13 protein-coding genes and 2 pseudogenes are annotated in these 17461 nt (G+C 72.0%); 9 read left to right on the top strand and 6 right to left on the bottom strand.

All coding sequences use genetic code 11. The features are described 5' to 3' along the window. Positions 1–147: 147 nt before the first annotated feature. Positions 148–1164, top strand: a complete 1017-nt coding sequence (locus AB0937_RS34605) for a LacI family DNA-binding transcriptional regulator (RefSeq protein ID WP_366717526.1) — start codon at positions 148–150, stop codon at positions 1162–1164. A gap of 198 nt (positions 1165–1362) precedes the next feature. Continuing rightward, complete coding sequence (locus AB0937_RS34600) at positions 1363–2124, top strand: thioredoxin domain-containing protein (RefSeq protein WP_366717524.1); 762 nt, start codon at positions 1363–1365, stop codon at positions 2122–2124. A 185-nt stretch (positions 2125–2309) separates the two neighbouring features. Here AB0937_RS34600 and AB0937_RS34595 read toward each other — a convergent pair whose 3' ends face one another. After that, on the bottom strand, positions 2310–6254 hold the full coding sequence (locus tag AB0937_RS34595; protein ID WP_366717523.1) for a glycosyl hydrolase: 3945 nt from the start codon (positions 6252–6254) through the stop codon (positions 2310–2312). A 209-nt stretch (positions 6255–6463) separates the two neighbouring features. Between AB0937_RS34595 and AB0937_RS34590 the strand changes: the two genes are divergently transcribed. From AB0937_RS34590 to htpG, 6 genes are all read left to right on the top strand, one after another. Continuing rightward, complete coding sequence (locus tag AB0937_RS34590) at positions 6464–7720, top strand: MFS transporter (RefSeq protein WP_366717521.1); 1257 nt, start codon at positions 6464–6466, stop codon at positions 7718–7720. Positions 7721–7808: 88 nt separating this feature from the next. Next, positions 7809–9272, top strand: coding sequence for an L-fucose/L-arabinose isomerase family protein (locus AB0937_RS34585; protein ID WP_366717519.1), 1464 nt, complete (start codon positions 7809–7811; stop codon positions 9270–9272). Positions 9273–9444: 172 nt separating this feature from the next. Further along, positions 9445–9732 carry a DUF3040 domain-containing protein gene (locus tag AB0937_RS34580; protein ID WP_366717517.1) on the top strand — a complete coding sequence of 96 codons (288 nt, stop codon included), beginning with the start codon at positions 9445–9447 and terminating at the stop codon, positions 9730–9732. 196 nt (positions 9733–9928) lie between these two features. Continuing rightward, on the top strand, positions 9929–10609 hold the full coding sequence (locus AB0937_RS34575) for a hypothetical protein (protein ID WP_366717515.1): 681 nt from the start codon (positions 9929–9931) through the stop codon (positions 10607–10609). A gap of 114 nt (positions 10610–10723) precedes the next feature. Beyond that, positions 10724–11425: a class F sortase gene (locus AB0937_RS34570; RefSeq protein ID WP_366717513.1), complete on the top strand. Its 702-nt coding sequence runs from the start codon at positions 10724–10726 to the stop codon at positions 11423–11425. An 86-nt stretch (positions 11426–11511) separates the two neighbouring features. After that, the gene (gene htpG, locus AB0937_RS34565) at positions 11512–13410 is read left to right on the top strand and encodes a molecular chaperone HtpG (RefSeq protein ID WP_366717511.1); all 1899 of its coding nucleotides are present in this window, start codon (positions 11512–11514) and stop codon (positions 13408–13410) included. A gap of 13 nt (positions 13411–13423) precedes the next feature. Here the strand turns inward: htpG and AB0937_RS34560 are convergent, their stop codons facing one another. From AB0937_RS34560 to AB0937_RS34550, 3 genes and pseudogenes are all read right to left on the bottom strand, one after another. Beyond that, a complete protein-coding gene (locus AB0937_RS34560) occupies positions 13424–13675 on the bottom strand; it encodes a twin-arginine translocase TatA/TatE family subunit (protein WP_366717606.1) in 252 nt (83 codons plus the stop codon). Continuing rightward, positions 13663–13926: a hypothetical protein gene (locus tag AB0937_RS34555; protein ID WP_366717610.1), complete on the bottom strand. Its 264-nt coding sequence runs from the start codon at positions 13924–13926 to the stop codon at positions 13663–13665. The genes AB0937_RS34560 and AB0937_RS34555 overlap by 13 nt, the downstream gene beginning before the upstream one ends. Before the next feature lie 67 nt (positions 13927–13993). Further along, positions 13994–14095: pseudogene (locus tag AB0937_RS34550) on the bottom strand (TerD family protein); the annotation flags it as partial. On the opposite strand from AB0937_RS34550, the pseudogene AB0937_RS34545 reads away from it, so the two are divergent. Beyond that, positions 14091–14228, top strand: a pseudogene (locus tag AB0937_RS34545) (M56 family peptidase); the annotation flags it as partial. The pseudogenes AB0937_RS34550 and AB0937_RS34545 sit on opposite strands and share 5 nt — an antisense overlap. Positions 14229–14412: 184 nt before the next feature. Here the strand turns inward: AB0937_RS34545 and AB0937_RS34540 are convergent. Beyond that, positions 14413–15528: an acyltransferase family protein gene (locus AB0937_RS34540; RefSeq protein WP_366717509.1), complete on the bottom strand. Its 1116-nt coding sequence runs from the start codon at positions 15526–15528 to the stop codon at positions 14413–14415. 195 nt (positions 15529–15723) lie between these two features. Further along, positions 15724–17358 (bottom strand): cellulase family glycosylhydrolase, encoded by a 1635-nt coding sequence (locus AB0937_RS34535; protein WP_366717507.1) that lies wholly within the window; start codon positions 17356–17358, stop codon positions 15724–15726. Positions 17359–17461 lie beyond the last annotated feature (103 nt).

Here is a 17461-nt window from a genome sequence, read left to right as displayed (position 1 = left end):
GGGCGGTGGCCCGGCAGACGCCCTGCCGGGCCACCAGAACCTCACCCGCGAAACCGGAGAAAAACGTTCCAACCCCGGCCACGTTATACTTGCGGCGCCCATGAAGGCCATCGTCGTGCCTGGTCGCGCGGCCGCAACAGCGAGGGGGTGGACGCCGTTCCGGCACGCCCCGCCCGCATCCAGGACGTCGCCGCAGCCGCCGGGGTCTCGGTGTCGACGGTGTCCAACGTGCTCAACCGGCCCGAGCGCGTCACCGCCCGGACCGCCGAACGCGTCCGCGTCGCCGTCGCCGAGCTCGACTACGTCCCCCACCCGGGAGCGGCGGGCCTGCGCACCGGCCACTCCTCCGCGATCGGGCTCGTCCTGCCCGACGTCACCAACTCCTTCTACGCACGCATCGCGCGCGGCGCCGCGGACGCCGCCTACGACCACGGCTACTCCCTCGTCCTCTGCCACAGCGGGGACGCCCCCGAACGGGAGCAGGGCTACTTCGGCATGCTCGTCGAACAGCGGGCCGTCGGAGTCGTCGTCGTGCCGCTCAGTGCCGACCCGGGCCGGCTGGCCCGGCTGCGCGAGCGAGGCATCCCGCTCGTCCTGGCCGACCGCGCGATGCCCGACCGGGAGGGCTGCTCGGCCTCCGTCGACGACATCGCCGGCGGCCGCATCGCCGTACAGCACCTCCTGGACAGCGGGGCCCGTGACATCCTCGTCGTCAACGGCGAGCGCGGCATCCGCCAGTGCGCGGACCGCTACCAGGGCGCCCGGCAGGCCGTACGCAGCCGCCGCGAGGCCCGGCTCGGCCAGGTCGTCGCCGAGCGGATGACCGTCGCGTACGGCACGGAGATCGCCCGCGGGCTGACGGACCTGCCCGACGGGGTGTTCTGCACCAACGACTTCCTCGCCGCGGGACTGTGCCGCGGCCTGACCGAACGGGGCGTGCGCATCCCCGAGGACGTGCAGGTCGTCGGCTACGGCGACCTCGACGTCGCGACCTTCGGGGCGACGACCCTCTCGACGGTCCGGCAACCGGTCGAGGACCTCGGCCGGGCGGCCGTGGAGATGCTGCTCGACGAGATCGAGGCCCGCGCGGACCACCTCCACGAGACCCGCGTCTTCGCCCCGGGCCTCGTCCTGCGCGACTCCACCCGGCCGCCCGCCAGCTGATGCGAGGAGCAACCATGAGCGGCTCGCGCGCTGTTGTCACGTGCAGGGGCCGCACGCAAGCCTGGGGTGTGGTACGTCCCGGGCGGGCCGGCCGACAGGCGGCGCCCGAGGAACCGTGCCGGGCGCGGATGCCCCTCCCGGCAGGTGCGCATTCCCGCGGATGATCTAGAGTCGCCCTGTTCCAGGGAGGGGTGACGCATGGTGCATGGGGGACGTCGGCTGGTCTGGTGCGCAGCCGTGGTGCTGGCACTGCAGGGCTGTGGGCGGGCGGAGGGGCCGTCGGAGCAACGGCCTGCGTACGGGACCGCAGAAAAACCGCCCGCGTACGAGATCGCGGAAGAACTGCCCGAGAAGCTGGGCGCGGACGGTACCACCATCACGGTCGGCGATCCCGGCGCGAAAGTGAAGGTGCACCTGTACGAGGACCCGCGGTGCCCCTACTGCGAGCAGTTCGAGACTTCGGGCGGCCCGCAGTTGCGCGAGGCGATGCTCAAACGCTGGGCTTCGACGGAGTACACCATGGCCTCCTTCCTCGACGACCGCCTCGGCGGCAGCGGATCAAAGAAGGCGGTCAACGCGCTGCGTGCGGCACTGGAGGAGGGCAAGTTCGTGGAGTACCACGAAGTCCTCTACTACAACCAGCCCGAAGAGAGCGCCGACGGCTACACCGACGCCCGCCTGCTCGAGCTGGCCGGACAGGTGGAAGGGCTGCGCAGCACGGCGTTCGACAATGCGGTGAAGACCATGAAGTACCGCGACTTCGTGGCCGCTTCCCAGAAGGCCTACGAGCGCGCCGGAGACGCGTCGGAGCCCGAGGGGCCCGGCACACCCACCGCCGTGATCAACGACAAGCGGATCCCCGCTGAGACCGCCGGCGTTCTCTATGACAGCACGATGTTCACCCAGTTGCTCCAGCAGATCCACGCCCGCCCACAGGAGTGGGAAGCCACCACCTTGTGAGGGCCAGGGCGAGTGTCCGTGCGGCCCCGGTGAATGCCGGGGCCAGGGCTGGCTGTTCAGCTGTGGCGGTGCTGTGCCTGGTCGGCGATGGGCCGGTCGGTGCCGTTCCGCACCCGCACCAGAACGACCTGGCCTTCGCCATGATCAAGCCCGACGAGTGTCGACGACGCTCGTGATCAATACCCCTAGCCCCCGGACGGGATCCGCAGCGTCACCGGCCCCCACAGCCCCGACGACAGCTGGGACGCGAAGGCCCAGTCGGTCGGCGTGGCCTGTGCGAGATACGGTGCCAGCGTGCCCCGGACCGTCACCTCCAGCCGGACGGTACGCCCCGCGGCACCGCGCAACGGGAAACGGTACGGCGGACAGAACGCCTCACCGGCGAACTCCCCGTCTACCGCGACCTCCGCGCTGCCCCGCACCCGCCCCAGATCCAGCACCGGATCGGGCCCGGCCGGCACCTCCACGGCCCGTGCGTACGTCACGCCCCCGCTCCAACCGCCCAGCCCCAGCTCGCACCAGTCGCCCAGCGCCAGCGGCGCCGGCACGGTCCGCACCCGAACCGGCCCGCGCCAGGCCGAGCCGCCCCGCAGGACGGCCGTGGGCTCGGTGACCACCTCGACCTCGGTGACGTCCGGCACTGGCTGACGGAGCGTCAGCCGGTCGCCAGCCAAATGCAGTTCGCCACCGTCCCCGACCCGCACGGTGGCGCCGAGCGCCAACGGCAGCTCCAGCGACACCGTCCCCGGCGGAATGGTGAACCGGAATCGCTGCGGCACCACCCGGACGTCATCGGTGGACCGCGACGGCCACACGGCACCGCCGAGCACCGGCGCGCCGTTGAGCCACGCGGTCTCCGGCAGCGGGTGCGGCCGCACGGCCGCGTGACAGTGCTGCAACTCGCCGCGCCGGCGGGCGTCCTCGACGGTCCGGCCCCGCCACGAACCCGTCCGGGCTTCCCAGCCGGTGCCGCTGACCAGGGCCGTCACCCCGGACGCGGATCGCACCACCAGGTCGACGAACACCGCGTCCCGGACGTCGGCGCTGTCGGCCACGACCTCCAGCAGATGCTCGCCCGCGCCGAGTTCCCGCTCGTGCCGGAAGAACATCGGCACGGCGCCCCAGTCCGCCTCGTAGTACTCCACCTTCTCCTGCCGCGCCAGCACGTCCCCGTCGAGCAGCACCGTCACCGCGCAGGCGGCCCCGACGACGAGCACCGCACACGCGTCCCCGGCCGGGACCGGGAGCCGTCGGCGATAGACCACCCGGCCGTCGGGCAGGACCCCGTCCGGCGGACGCATGAACCGCGGCCGCGGCCCGAGACCGCCCGGCTCGGACAGGCAGAAGAAACTGCCGAGCGGGGTGCCCGCGACGGCCGAGATCGTCGAGGGCCGGTCCTGGGCGTCGGACAGTTCGTACTCGAGCACGTTGCGGTCCCGGCCCACGGTGACCGGCGCCGAGGCCAGGTAGCCGCCGCCGTACGGGCCCAGCGGCTCGCCGTTCCACCACACCCGCTTGGCCGCCTCCGCGCCGACGTGCAGTTCGGCGGGGCCCCGAAAGCCGGTCTCCACGATCGCCCGGACCCGTGCGGCCCTGCCGGCGGCGGGCACCGGGACACGTACGAACTCCTCGTTCACCAGCCCCTTGGTGCCCAGCAGCCCGCCCTGGTCCGGGATGCCTCGGCTCGACGAGTACACCCCTGCGTCCCAGGCCGGGTCCGGCGGCACCAGCGGCAGTTCGCCGGCGAGCACACGCTCCACGTCCCCCGCGTCCAGCGGCTCGGGAGCCCGGTCGAGCGGCACCGGGGGCAGGACACGGATCCGGTTGCCGTAGGTGACCCGGGCGCGCTCCCACACCGTCCCCTCGGTCCACTCCATGGTCCAGATCTGCGGCTCCCGCACCGAGGTGCCCGGAGGCAGCGCGAGATCGCCCCAGGTGTTGTCCATCGTCGGCACCAGCCGGCCCTGCCAGCCGGACGAGAGGTCGAGCACCCGGACCGCCGTGGCCTTCGGGGGTGGCGCCGGTTCCGCACGGCCCTCGCGCCAGACGACGAGGACCGCCGGGGCGCCCTCCAGAGGCACCTCGACGGCCGACGAGGCGCCGTCCGCCCGGACCGTGACGCGGGCGGGGCTGCGGGAGCCGGTCGCCGGGTTCCAGATCTCGGCCTGCGCCACGGCGGCCCGGACGGTGACGGACGAGGCGCGCACGGGCTCGGGCGTGGAACCGGGCGGCCGCAGTGGATGCGCGCCGATCTCCGGAAAGGCCGCCGTGACCAGTGCCACCGCCTCGTTCCCCTTCCGCCGGACGAGCAGCGGAACGTCGCCCGTCGCGTGCCCGGCCGCGTCGGCCAGCGCCGCGGCCGCGGCCGCGGGGTCGCACACCCGCTCCAGCCGGGGATGGGCCAGCAGTGCCGTCACGACGGAGTCGTCACCGGAGCGGCCGGCGGCGGTCGCGGGCGGGCGGCCCACGACCACCACCCGCCCTCCGGCGTCGAGCAGTTCGGACAGTCGCCGTGCCGTGCACTCCTCCAGCACGTTCGCCGAGGGCAGCAGCACCACCCGGTATGCCAGGTCCCTGATCCGCAGGGCGCCGTCGGTGGCCACGGCGCGCTGGACCGAGTCGTCGTCGACGACGTCGAAGGACACCCCGTGCCGGTCCAGGGCACCGGCATGCGGTCCGAGCCAGTTGTTGGTGCCGCACAGGTCCAGGTAATGCCGCTGGGTCTCGTCGGCGAGGGCGTGGCCCTCGCCCAGCCGGCCGTCGCCGAAGTGCCGGACCGGTGCGTCCAGCGGCACCAGGGCCTGCATGGTGGCGGTCGGGTGCAGCACGGCCACGTCGGCCGCGTAACCGCCCCACGACATGATCGAGCAGATCCGCGCCACGGCCCGGGAGAACGCCGGGTACTGCCTCCAGTAGGGCTGGCGCCAGTCGGTGGACGGCGGCGCCCACTCGAACCAGCCTCCCGCCGTGCCGAAGTAACTGGCGTGCGGGTTGTAGAGGTTGGCGCCGCTGCGCAGGAACGGCAGCAGCCAGTCGTAGGTGTCCTCCAGCGTGCCGCCCCAGCCGGAGGAGTGGAACGCCTCGATCCAGACGCGTTCGTGGCCGTGGAGGTGGGCCATCGAGGAGTGCACCTTGGCGTCGCCGTGGTGGTCGCTGCCCGCGGCGCTGTACCAGCGGTGGGTGCGGAAGTAGTCGGTGTAGAGCTGCGTGGACTGGGCCGGGTAGCCCGCGCGGGCGGGGTGGCTCTGGTCGCTGCCCAGCAGCAGACCGCGCTCGCGGTGCCAGGCGGCGAGCGGCCGGAACAGGGCCTCCTCGGCCAGTTCCGCCCGGACCGCGTAGTAGTCCGCGCGGAACTTCCCCTGCGCGACGCCGGCATCCGTGCCGAACAGGGCGGGCAGGTGGTCGAGCAGGTCGTAGCCGCGCCGGGTGCGGAACTCCTCGGCGAAACGGTGGCTCCAGGCGTTGGTGCCGGGCAGTTCGTCCTGGAAGCTGCCCGCGATGACGGTGCCCAGGTACTCCGGCACGCGGCGGTCGAACTCGTGGTGGACGGCGTCCATCAGCAGACCCACGGCGTGCCGGTCCAGGTAGTCGAACGCCGTGGGGACGGCGGTGACGAGCCGGACCCCGGTGCCGTCGACGGCGGTGATCCGGCCGTCCGCGCAGAGGCCGAGCCGCAGACCTTGCCGGGAGTACGCCGCCAGCGGCGTCCCGGCGTCCGTCAGGTCCACCGCGCCCCCGGCGACACGCACATCGCGGCAGCGCAGTGCCAGTCCGGAGGCCTCTGGGTGACGGCGCGTCACACCGCCTTGCACGTTGGCCCCGGAGAACCCGATCTGGTCGTAGAACCACAGCCGCGTGCCCAGTTCCGCCGAGATCTCGCAGGCGTCGGTGAAGCGCGCCCACCACTCCTCGCCGAACCACGCCGGATCGTCGGCCCGGGCTCCGAACGTCGGGCCGGCCGGGGCCAGGTTGATGACGACGAGGTTGTGGACGCCGCCCGCCGCGAACGCCCGCATCTGCCAGGCGAGTCGCTCGCGGGTGACCTTCGCACCCGACCACCACCACAGCGGAGTGGGGCCGAAGTCGCGGGGCGGGTCGTCGAACAGTCGCCGGAGCTCGGGGGAGATCACGGAATGGCGGTCCTTCCCCTGAAACGTTTTCAGGCCTCCTTCACCGTAGGTGAGCTGGCGCGGTCAGGCCACACCCCGGCCGGTGCCGCCGAATCCGACGCCACGTCGGCGATACGTGCGCGACACCTTGTTGCAACGTTTTTCTGCCCCTATATTCGCTGCGACCAGGCCCCCGGAACCGCGATGTCACCAGACGACGGAGTCGCATCATGGCCGGTACCCGCCCCATCCCCAGACCGCTCTGGAAGGCCGCCGCCCTGTCGGGCATGGCCTCCTACCTCGACGCCGGGCTGATCGTGAGCATCTCCGTCAACCTGGCCATCTACCGGGACAGTTACGACATGGGTGTGTGGATGGCCGGGGCGATCAGCGCGATCGTCACCGGCTGCATCGCCGTCGGATCCCTCGTCGGCGGACGGCTCGCCGACCTCTTCGGCCGCCGCCGCGTCTACAACTGGGACATCTTCTGCTTCGCGATCGGCGCCCTCGTCATCACGCTGGCGCCGGACGACATCACCCTGCTGGCCGGTGTACTCATCGCCGGGCTCGCGGCCGGCGCCGACCTGCCGACGTCCCTGGCCGTGGTCTCGGACGCGGCACCCTCCTGGGCCCGGGGGAGACTGGTGGCGTTCACCCAGGTCATGTGGATGCTGGGCATCGCCGTCGCCATCTTCCTCGGCTTCGTCCTGTCCACCACGGGCATGACCGGCGCCCGGCTCATCACCGGGCAACTGGCCCTCGCCGCACTCCTCACCTGGGCCCTGCGGTCCCGGCTGAAGCTGTCCGACGGGCCCGCGGAACCGGACACCGGGAGCGACCCCGAGGGCGTCCCCCTGAAGAGCGTGTGGACCCGCGCCGCGATGCTGCCGATGGCCGCGACGTTCGTGTTCTACGTGACCTGGGGCCTCGGAGCCAACACCTTCGGCCAGTTCGGAACCTATCTGCTCGTCACCGTCAGCGACGCCTCGCAGAGCCTGGCCACCGGCATCAACCTGGCCGCCATCCCGATCGGCGTGCTGCTCACCTTCGCCTTCGTGCGCGTCGCCGACACCCCCTGGCGCGACCGGCTGTTCCACGTGGCCGCGGTGGTGCAGATCCTCGCCTTCGTCATCGCGTCCCTCACCGCGGGCGCACTCGTCGGCATGCTCGTCTTCTTCGTGCTCTACCAGCTCTCCAACCCGTTCGCCGGAGAGGCCAACTACAAGGTGTGGTCGCAGCTCACGCTGCCCGCGGACACCCGCGGCACCACCCAGGGCCTGACCTACGCCCTGTCGCGGGGGGTTTTCGCGGTCGCCGCGTTCTTCACCCCCGCCCTGGCCGACCACAGCCCCACCGTCCTGCTCTGGACGATCACCGCCTGCATGACGGCGGCGGCGTTCGCGGGTGCGTTCATCATTCGCGTCCTGGTCCCGCGTTCCGCGCGTGCCGTGCGGGACCGAGCGGACCTGCCCGTCCCCAGCACCTGAGCCGCAGCACCCGGCACAAGGAGCGACCGGAGCCGCATCACCCGGCAAGAGCACCCGAGCCGCAGCACCCCGACAAGGAGCACCGCCCATGGCAACGACCGCGGACGGCACGGCCGTACGTCCCGCCGCCCCGCACGACCTGCTCCCGCCCGTCACCCGGCGCCGCACCCGCATCGGACTGGTCTCCGGCGGACTCGGCACGTACTGGCCGCAGTTCCCCGGTCTCCTCCCGCAACTGCAGGAGTCGGCCGCGTACGTCGCCGGACGATTCCGGGAGATGGACGCCGACGTGACCGACGCCGGATTCGTCTCCGACGCCCGCGATGGCGCCCGAGCAGCCGAAGAACTGCGGCGGGCCGACTGCGACTTGATCGTGCTGTTCCTGACGACCTACCTGACCTCGTCGATGGTGCTGCCGATCGCCCAGCGCTCGCACACACCGGTGCTGATCATCGACCTCCAGCCGTCCGAGAGGATGGACCACGCCGCCTTCGACACCGGTGCCTGGCTGGCCTACTGCGGGCAGTGCCCCGTCCCCGAGGTCGGCAACGTCTTCCGGCGCGCCGGAATCCCCTTCCGGTCGGTGTCCGGCTGGCTGCGCCAGGAGTCCGCCTGGCGTCGCATCGAGCAGTGGATCCGGGCCGCGCACATCCGTGCCGCGCTCCGGCACGCCCGGCACGGCCTCATGGGGCATGTGTATCCCGGCATGCTCGACGTGCAGACCGATCCGACGCTGCTCGCCACGACGTTCGGGTCGCACGTCGAGGTCCTGGAGTTCGACGACCTGCGGCACCGGGTGGAACGGGTGTCGGAGGCCGAGACCCGGGAGCGGATGGCCCTCGCCCGGCGGATCTTCACCCTGGACGACAGTGTCGTGGAGGAGGACTTCGCCTGGGGCGCGACCGTGTCCGTCGCCCTGGACCGGCTGGTCGCCGACTTCGAACTCGACAGCCTCGCCTACTACCACCGCGGCCTCGACGGTGAGCTGCACGAGCGGCTCGGCGCGGGCATGATCCTCGGCGCCTCCCTGCTCACCGCCCGGGGTGTGCCCGCGGCGGGCGAATACGAACTGCGGACGTCCGTGGCCCAGCTGGCGTCCCAGAGCGTCGGTGCCGGAGGCTCCTTCACCGAGATCCAGGCCTTGAACTTCGAGGACGGCGTGGTGGAGATGGGCCACGACGGACCCGCCGACCTCGGGGTGGGCGCCCGTGCCCCGCTGCTGCGCGGGCTCGGCGTCTACCACGGCAAACGCGGCTGGGGGGTGAGCGTCGAGTTCGACGTCCGGCACGGGCCCGTCACCCTGCTGGGCCTCGGCCAGGACGCCGACGGCAGTCTGTCCTTCGTCACCTCCGAGGGAATCGCCGTACCCGGGCCGCTGCTGGAGATCGGCAACACCACCAGCCGCGTCGACTTCGGCCGGGACCCCGGTGAATGGGTCGACGCCTGGAGCGCCACGGGCGTCGGCCACCACTGGTCCCTCGCGGTGGGCCACCACACGGCCGACTTCCGGGCCGCCGCGAGCCTGCTGGGCATCGACCACCGGCACGTCTGACCCGCCCGTGCAGCTTCGCGGGAGGCCCGTGTGTGCCCCGGGCGAGGGCCGCCCCGGGCACACGGACCGCTGGCAGTGGACGCGGTGCATCCAGCCGTGCCGGTCGCCCGCCTGGCCCCGCCGGATGTCCAGCAGCATCCTGCGGAGCTTCAGGGTCCGGGAAGGAGAAGCCGTGCCCCAGTCCGAAGACCACCGTCTGGTGAAACTCGAAGCACGACTGGAGCGGGAGGACCCCCGGTTCGCGCGGGCCATGAGCTCCGGCCGCCCCGTTCGGCCCCGCGAGTACCGGCGGACCGGAGCCTGGTGGGGGCTGGCGCTCGGCGTCGTCGTGCTGGTCTCCGGCATCGCACTGGCCCAGGGGCTGCTCATCGCGGGCGGGCTGGTCCTCGTCGGCCTGGCGGCCCAGCCGGCAGACCCGGACCCGGCCCGCATGACGCACCGGGGGTTCGGGCGCCGCTGACGCGGGCGCTCCTCCGGGGTCCCTCCCCATGGCGCCCGGACGACCGTGGTGTGCGCCGTCAGGGTGTCGCGGTAACCCGTGTGCACGCCCCGGATGGTGGGACGGCCCGGAGCGACTGACGGTGGTTCACGTCGAGACCGGGTCTCGTGAGCTGGCGAGGCGTCAGCTGCCCGGTTCGCGACGGAAGGACTCACCGATGCGCTCTGCCCGCATGATGCTCGCGACGGCCACCGCCACGGCCGCCCTCGCGATCGCCGCACCCGCCGCCTACGCCGACGCCATGGGCGACGGGGACCACGACTCGACTTCCTACAGCAAGGAGCACCACAAGGACAGCGACCACCACAAGCCCCACGGCGGGGTGCACACGGGTGGTGGAGCGCTGGCCGCGGTGACCGCGGACGACTGGAGCTCCGAGCACGACAAGGGCGACAAGGGTGAAGAGGGCAAGCACGAGGAGCACGGCAAGGAGGACGGACAGGAGAAGGGCTGGGAGGGCAAGCACGACAAGCACCACAAGCCGCACGGCGGGGTGCACACCGGTGGCGGAGCGCTGGCCTCCGTGAACTCGGACGACTGGGAGGGCTCCAAGTACGACCCGGAGTCCTACAAGGACGGCGAGGACGGCTGGAGCGGCAAGCAGGAAGAGGGCGGCTCCGGCAAGCACGAGAAGGGTGACAAGGGCGGCTGGAGCGGCAAGCACGACAAGGGCTCCTGGGAGGGCAAGCACGACAAGCCGCGCGGTGGCGTGCACACCGGTGGCGGCGGGCTGGCCTCCGCGCCGAGCGTGACCGCGGGTGGGCTGGCAGCCCTGGCGGTGGCCGGCACCGGCATGTACGCGCTGCGCCGCCGGAAGGCCACGCAGGGCGCCGCATGACCGGCCCGACCTCATAGCCGCCGTGGCCGCCGCACGTGCCTCGCACGTCGCGGCGGCCCGGCTCGTCCTCCCGTGTGCCGTGCCCGCTGCCGTGCCCGAATGAGGTGGTTCTTGATGGCAGCCTCTCCCTCCGCCCTGTCCGACCTCGGCCCCGCACCGTCCAAACGGCGCTTCCGCGCATTCGTGACGGTGATCTGGTCGGTGGCCGCCCTGGTGCTGACCGTGAACCTGTTCGGCGGCGGTGAGTCGCCCGACGACGCCGGCCCGCCGCACGCGCCGCCCGCCGTGGCCGCCTCCTCGGCCGCCCCGGACCTGCCCGACACGCCCACGTCCGCGGCGCCGGCCCAGTCCCACGGCCCGCACCTGCCGCGGTCCCGGCCGGTCCGCCTGCTCATCCCCAAGATCTCGGTCGACGCGCCCTTCACCGACCTCGCGATCAACGCGTCGGGCCAGCTGGAGCCCCCGCCGCCGAACGACACCAACCTCGTCGGCTGGTACGCCAAGGGCCACACCCCCGGAGAGGCCGGCACCGCGATCATCGCCGGGCACGTGGACACCACGACCTCCCCGGCCGTGTTCGCCGGGCTCGGCGAGCTGAAGAAGGGCGACCGGTTCCAGGTCGTGCGGGCCGACGGCAGCAAGGCGACCTTCGCCGTGGACGCCGCACAGTCGTTCGCCAAGAACGCCTTTCCCAGCGACCGCGTGTACGGCGACACGTCACAGGCCCAGGTCAGGCTCATCACGTGCTCGGGTTCCTACGACCGCCAGGCCCGGGACTACACCGAGAACCTCGTCGTCTTCGCCCACCTAGTCTGACTTCCGGGGCCCCGGCCTGACTTGGTGTTTTACAGTGACTGTCACCAGTTCAGGCGACTGTGGGACCTGTGAGGGATTCGCGAACCATGACGACCGAAACGTTTGAGTTCCAGGTAGAGGCGCGTCAGCTGCTCCAGCTGATGATCCACTCGGTCTACTCGAACAAGGATGTCTTCCTGCGGGAGCTCGTCTCCAACGCCTCCGACGCGCTGGACAAGCTGCGTCTGGAGAAGCTGCGGGACGACTCCCTGGACGCCGATGTCTCGGACCTGCACATCGAGCTCGACGTCGACAAGGAGGCCCGCACCCTCACGGTGCGGGACAACGGCATCGGCATGTCGTACGACGAGGTCGGACGGCTCATCGGCACCATTGCCAACTCGGGTACCGCCACCTTCCTCAAGGAGCTGGAGGAGGCCAAGGACGGCGCCGGGGCCGAGGGGCTCATCGGCCAGTTCGGTGTCGGTTTCTACTCCGGCTTCATGGCGGCGGACGAGGTGACGCTGGTGACCCGGCGGGCCGGCGAGCGCCAGGGGACCCGCTGGACGTCGCGCGGCGAGGCCACCTACACCCTGGAGCGCGTCGACGACGCGCCGCAGGGCACGTCCGTCACGCTCCACCTCAAGCCCGCCGACCCCGAGAACCAGCTGCACGACTACACCTCGGAGTGGAAGATCCGGGAGATCGTCAAGCGCTACTCGGACTTCATCACCTGGCCGATCCGGATGGTCCCGGAGGCGAAGGACGGCGAGGACACGCCCGAGCCCGAGACGCTGAACTCGATGAAGGCCCTGTGGGCGCGCTCGCGCGACGAGGTGTCCGACGACGAGTACCACGAGCTGTACAAGCACATCAGCCACGACTGGCGCGAGCCGCTGGAGACGATCCGGCTCCAGGCCGAGGGCACCTTCGAGTACCAGGCCCTGCTCTTCGTCCCCTCGCACGCCCCGCACGACCTGTTCACGCGGGACTTCAAGCGCGGCGTCCAGCTGTACGTGAAGCGCGTGTTCATCATGGACGACTGCGAGGCGCTGCTGCCCCCGTACCTCCGCTTCGTCAAGGGCGTCGTCGACGCGCAGGACCTCTCGCTCAACGTCTCCCGCGAGATCCTCCAGCAGGACCGGCACATCCGCATGATGCAGCGCCGGCTGACCAAGAAGGTGCTCTCCACGGTCAAGGAGCTCCTGACCAAGGACGCCGACCGCTACGCCACCTTCTGGCGGGAGTTCGGCACCGCCCTGAAGGAGGGCCTGGTCACCGACTCCGAGAACCGCGACGCCATCCTCGCCGTCTCCTCGTTCGCGACCACGCACTCCGACGACGAGCCGACCACGCTGGCGCGGTACGTGGAACGGATGAAGGACGGCCAGGACGACATCTGGTTCATCACCGGCGAATCCCGGCAGAGCATCGAGAACTCCCCGCACATGGAGGCGTTCCGGGACAAGGGCATCGAGGTCCTGCTGCTCACCGACGCCGTCGACGAGGTCTGGGTCGACGCCGTCGGCGAGTACGAGGGCAAGAAGCTGCGGTCCGTCACCAAGGGCGAGATCGACCTCGACGCCGAGGGCGCGGAGAAGGCCGGCGAGGAGCGGGAGAAGCAGGCCGAGGAGTACGCCGGGCTGCTCGGCTGGATGAAGGAGCGGCTGGAGGAGGACATCAAGGAGGTCCGCCTCTCCACGCGGCTCACCGTCTCCCCGGCCTGCATCGTCTCCGACGCGCACGACCTGACCCCGGCCCTGGAGAACATGTACCGGGCGATGGGCCAGGAGGTGCCGCGCACCAAGCGGATCCTGGAGCTCAACCCGGGCCACCCGCTGGTGAAGGGGCTGCACGAGGCGTACCGGGCGAGCGAGGACCGTTCGGAGCTCGCCGAGTCCGCGGAGCTGCTGCACACGCTGGCGGTGCTGGCCGAGGGCGGCCAGCCCAAGGACCCGGCGCGCTTCGTCAGGCTCGTGGCGGACCGCCTGGAACGCACGCTGTAGTCGCGGGGACGGATCAGGTGTGGTCCGGGGCGCCCGCCGGCCGGGCGCCGGGCGGGGTGGTGCCGGTGCCCGGCGGGACGACCTCGCCCTGGACCACCCGAGGCGCGGGGGCCGTTCCGGCCTCCTCGTCCTTGGCCGCGCGGGCCTCCGCCTTCAGGATGCGGGCCGCCTTGCCGGCCGAGCGGGTCAGCTCGGGGAGCTTTTTCATCCCGATGACGGCTATGACGACGATGAGAAGGAGCGCGAGCTCGCTCAGTCCGAACATGGTGTCCTGTCCTCTCTGGCCCGGGCCGGGCACGGTGTGAGCGTATCGGGCGGGGAGCACGGCGTGATCGCCGTCTCGGGATGCGACCCCAGGTGCCGGCGCAGGTGGGGCAGCATCCCCCGGTCGAGCAGCTCCTGCCGCCAGACCAGCCGGGCGTGCTCCACCTGGTCGGCGGCCGGGGGCGCACCGCGTCGGCGCAAGCCCGCGTACAGCGGCCCGGCCAGGGCGGCGAGGCCGGTCAGGGCCGCCACGAGGGCCAGGGTCCAGCCGGCCGCGACGAGCGACCCGGGCAGGGGGCCGAGCGCGTGGGCGACGTGCAGACGGCACGGCGGCGAGGTTCACCTTGACGGACTCGTCGTCGCCCTCGCCCTCACCGGTGAGGTTGTCACCGGTGTGCTCGACGGAACCGTCCGGGGCCCTGTTCGCCCATGAGCGGGCGCACCTCGCCGCACGCCACGACCGCTTCCTGCTCGCCGTGCAACTGGCGGCCCGCGCCAACCCGTTCCTGCGGCCGCTGCGCACCGCCGCGGCGTACACAGCGGAGCGGTGGGCCGGACCGACTTCGCGTCCCCGTCCGGCGCCTGGCGGGCCGGGGCGCCCGGGCGGGCGTCCTGCACCCCTCGTCGACGGCCGCCGGCCGGGCCGTCCGGGACGGGGAGGCGCTGACGGTGCGGGTGCCGCGCACGCCCGGGGTGATGCTCGTCCGGCTGGTCCAGGAGGAGCGGCGAGGCGTTCGCTCAAGCGCGGACGGTGTTCCGCTCCCGTGCCTGTTCGCGCGCGTCCCGGTGGAACGCCCACGCCATGTCGGGCTCCATCACCCAGCGGAACACCCGCCGCACGGGCGGGGTGCACAGGACGGTCACGAGTACCGCGGCGGCGACCGTCACGATGATCTCGCCCAGCGGCCGGTGCACCCACGCAGGCTCGTACCAGCCCCAGAACTTGGAGCCCTGCGCGACGAAGCCGTGCAGCAGGTATCCGTAGAGCGTGCCCCCGCCCAGCACGGTGAACCAGGTGCGGCGGCCCGGCACCCAGGCGAGGAAGCAGGCCACCAGGACCAGCGAGCAGCCGAACGTCACCAGTGTCATGACCGGCCCGTACCAGGAGGGCGCGGCCAGTTCCTCGGCGCTGTCGCGGTGGTAGAACCAGGCGCCGCTCATCCGCGGCACCGCCCAGTAGGCCACGGCCAGCGCGCCGGCGAAGACCGGCACGGCGAGGATCCGCGCCGCACGGCGCCGCACCAGCCGGAAATGCCCGGGGCGCAGCAGCAGACCGACGACGAAGTACGGCAGGAACTGCAGCGTGCGCTGCAGATCGAGGTCGTTGCCGATGGACGGCGAGAGCGTCGCCAGCATCGCGATGACCAGGGCGGCCGGCAGCGGCCACCGCACGCGCTGCCAGACCGGTGTGGTCAGCCGCCAGATGAACAGGGCGATCAGGAACCAGGTCAGGTAGAGGGGATCCAGCAGGCTCACCGGCCGGTCCGGTTCCTGGTCCGTCCACCGGGTGAACAGGGTGTACGCCGTCTCGAAGACGACGTACGGCACAACGAGCCCGGTGACCAGGCGCTTGATCCGGCCGGGGCTCGCGTCGAAGGACCGCGAGAAGTAGCCGGAGATCACGATGAACGCCGGCATGTGGAACGCGTACACGACCATGTACAGCGCCGTGGCCGCCCGGCTGCCGTCCCGCAGCGGCTCCCAGGAGTGCCCGATCGCCACCAGCACGATCGCGAGGTACTTCGCGTTGTCGAAGAACGCGTCCCGCCGGGCGGCCGGTTCCCTCGCGGGCGGTGCCTGCCGCTCCGTCCCGCCGGCCGGGACCGCGCGGATGCGCAGGGTGTCCTCGCTCACCGCGCCTCCCGCGGGGAACCCGGACGGGTGCGTACGCGTTTTGCCGGAGAGGCGGCGAGGGGGTGCCGGTGCGACATCCCCGCCGCCTGACCTATGCGGAGCGACCTAAACCGCTTTTCGCGGGTCTGTAACGCGGATCACACGGACGGTGGTGCCGCCGGGCCCGGGCGCGGCGGCACCGTCGCACGGGGCCGGTCAGCTCACGGAGCAGTCGGCGCCGTTCAGGGTGAAGGCCGTCGGACCGGGATTCGCGGCCGACCGGGTGGCCGTGAAGCCGAGGGTGACCGAGCCCGACGCGGGGATCGCCGCGGTGTACGGGGCGGCCGCCACGCTCACCGCGGAGCCGCTCTGGGTCACCGCGCCGCCCCACAGGTTGGTGATGCGCTGACTGTCCGGGAAGGTCCAGCGCAGCGTCCAGCCGTTGATCGCCGCCGTTCCCGTGTTGCGCAGGACGATCTCGCCCTGGAAGCCGCCGGGCCAGCTGCCCGTCACCCGGTAGCCGACCCCGCAGGCCGCCGGTGAGCCGCCGGGCGAGGTCGTGACGGTCACCGTGCCCGAGCGGGGCGAGCGGTTGCCGGCGGCGTCGCGGGCGTAGACGGCGAAGGTGTGGGAGGTGGCGGGGGACAGACCGGCGAGGGTGGCGGTCGTCCTCGTGGTGCTGGTGACGGCCGTCTCGGAGCCGCCGCTGATCCGCACGATGTCGTAGCCGGTGACGCCGGCCGCGTCCGTGGCGGCGGCCCAGGTGAGGGTGGCGGAGGAGGAGGTGACACCGGAGGCGGTCGGGATGCCGGGGGCCGTCGGGGGAGTGGTGTCGCCCCCGCCGGAACCGTAGATCGCCGCCTCCTCGGCGGTGGCGGCGATGCCGTTCGCGCCGTTGAAGAGCCGCTGCCCCCAGGAGGTCAGCTGGTTCGGGTCGAAGTTCGTCACCATGTCCAGGTACTCGACACCGCCGCCGTTGCCGCTCCACGACCAGCCGAGGTAACCGAGCCGGAGCTGCCGGGTGACGGCCAGGATGGTGTCCTCGTCGGGGTTGCCGTCGGAGTGGTCGTGGCCGAACTCCCCGACGACGATGGGCAGTTTCGCGGTGACGAAGCGGTTCAGGTAGTCGGTGATCTCGGCGGCGGTGTCGAAGACGCCGTACATGTGGATCGAGAAGACCGTGTTGGCGTCGGGGTCGGTGGCGAAGACCGAGGCGGCGTTGTCGCGCATCGTGAACGCCCAGTCCTGGCCCCAGTTGGGCGCGTCGACCATCAGCGTGTGGCCGAACCCGGCGTTGCGGAGCTTGAGGATCGCGGCCTTGGTGTCGGCCGTCCACGCCGTGTAGCCGGTGTTGCCGTACGGTTCGTTGCCGATGTTGACGATGACGTAGTCCTCCTGGCCGGCCAGGGCGCTCTTCACACTGATCCAGTAGTCGGCCGCGCGGGAGAGGGTGGCCGCCCCGCTCTGCTCGCCGTAGCCCGTGGTGTCGTGCACCTCCAGGACGCAGATGAGCCGGTTCTGCTTGCACTGGGAGATCACGTTCGTCACGTCGGCGGCGTCGTTACGGGTCCAGCGGTCGCCGCTGGCGAGGACCACGCGCACGGTGTTGGCGCCCTTGGCCTTGATGTGGGCGAGGGAGCCGATCCGGTCCGGATACCAGGTGTGGGCGTGGTTGACGCCCCGCATCACGAAGTCGTTCCCGCCGGTTTCCAGCAGCCGGCCGTTCTGGACCCGGAAGCCGGTGGGCGCGGCCTGGGCCGGCGGGGTGAGGACGAGGAAGGACAGGAAGAGCGCGAGCAGGGCGGCGGCCACGGTGGCCGGACGTGGCGCGGTGGGGGTGCGGAGTCTCATGACGGCTCCAGGAGTGGGGGTCGGGTGGCACTCGGTGTCGGTCGCGCTGTGGTGCTGTGGCGCTGAACGGGGCCCTGCCGTGGGGCCCGGTACGGACGGGCCC

The sequence above is a fragment of the Streptomyces sp. NPDC047880 genome (assembly GCF_040706515.1).
Taxonomy (GTDB): domain Bacteria; phylum Actinomycetota; class Actinomycetes; order Streptomycetales; family Streptomycetaceae; genus Streptomyces.
Note: the sequence above shows the minus strand (reverse complement) of the source record. Positions and strands in the feature narration are given on the sequence as shown.

What these genes read in the sequence shown, in the direction of transcription:
- AB0937_RS34585 (WP_366717519.1), top strand. Translation starts at nt 7,809, where the DNA reads ATGGCAACGACCGCGGACGGCACGGCCGTACGTCCCGCCGCCCCGCAC.
- AB0937_RS34535 (WP_366717507.1), bottom strand. Translation starts at nt 17,358, where the DNA reads ATGAGACTCCGCACCCCCACCGCGCCACGTCCGGCCACCGTGGCCGCC.
- AB0937_RS34570 (WP_366717513.1), top strand. Translation starts at nt 10,724, where the DNA reads ATGGCAGCCTCTCCCTCCGCCCTGTCCGACCTCGGCCCCGCACCGTCC.
- AB0937_RS34560 (WP_366717606.1), bottom strand. Translation starts at nt 13,675, where the DNA reads ATGTTCGGACTGAGCGAGCTCGCGCTCCTTCTCATCGTCGTCATAGCC.
- htpG (WP_366717511.1), top strand. Translation starts at nt 11,512, where the DNA reads ATGACGACCGAAACGTTTGAGTTCCAGGTAGAGGCGCGTCAGCTGCTC.
- AB0937_RS34600 (WP_366717524.1), top strand. Translation starts at nt 1,363, where the DNA reads ATGGTGCATGGGGGACGTCGGCTGGTCTGGTGCGCAGCCGTGGTGCTG.
- AB0937_RS34575 (WP_366717515.1), top strand. Translation starts at nt 9,929, where the DNA reads ATGCGCTCTGCCCGCATGATGCTCGCGACGGCCACCGCCACGGCCGCC.
- AB0937_RS34590 (WP_366717521.1), top strand. Translation starts at nt 6,464, where the DNA reads ATGGCCGGTACCCGCCCCATCCCCAGACCGCTCTGGAAGGCCGCCGCC.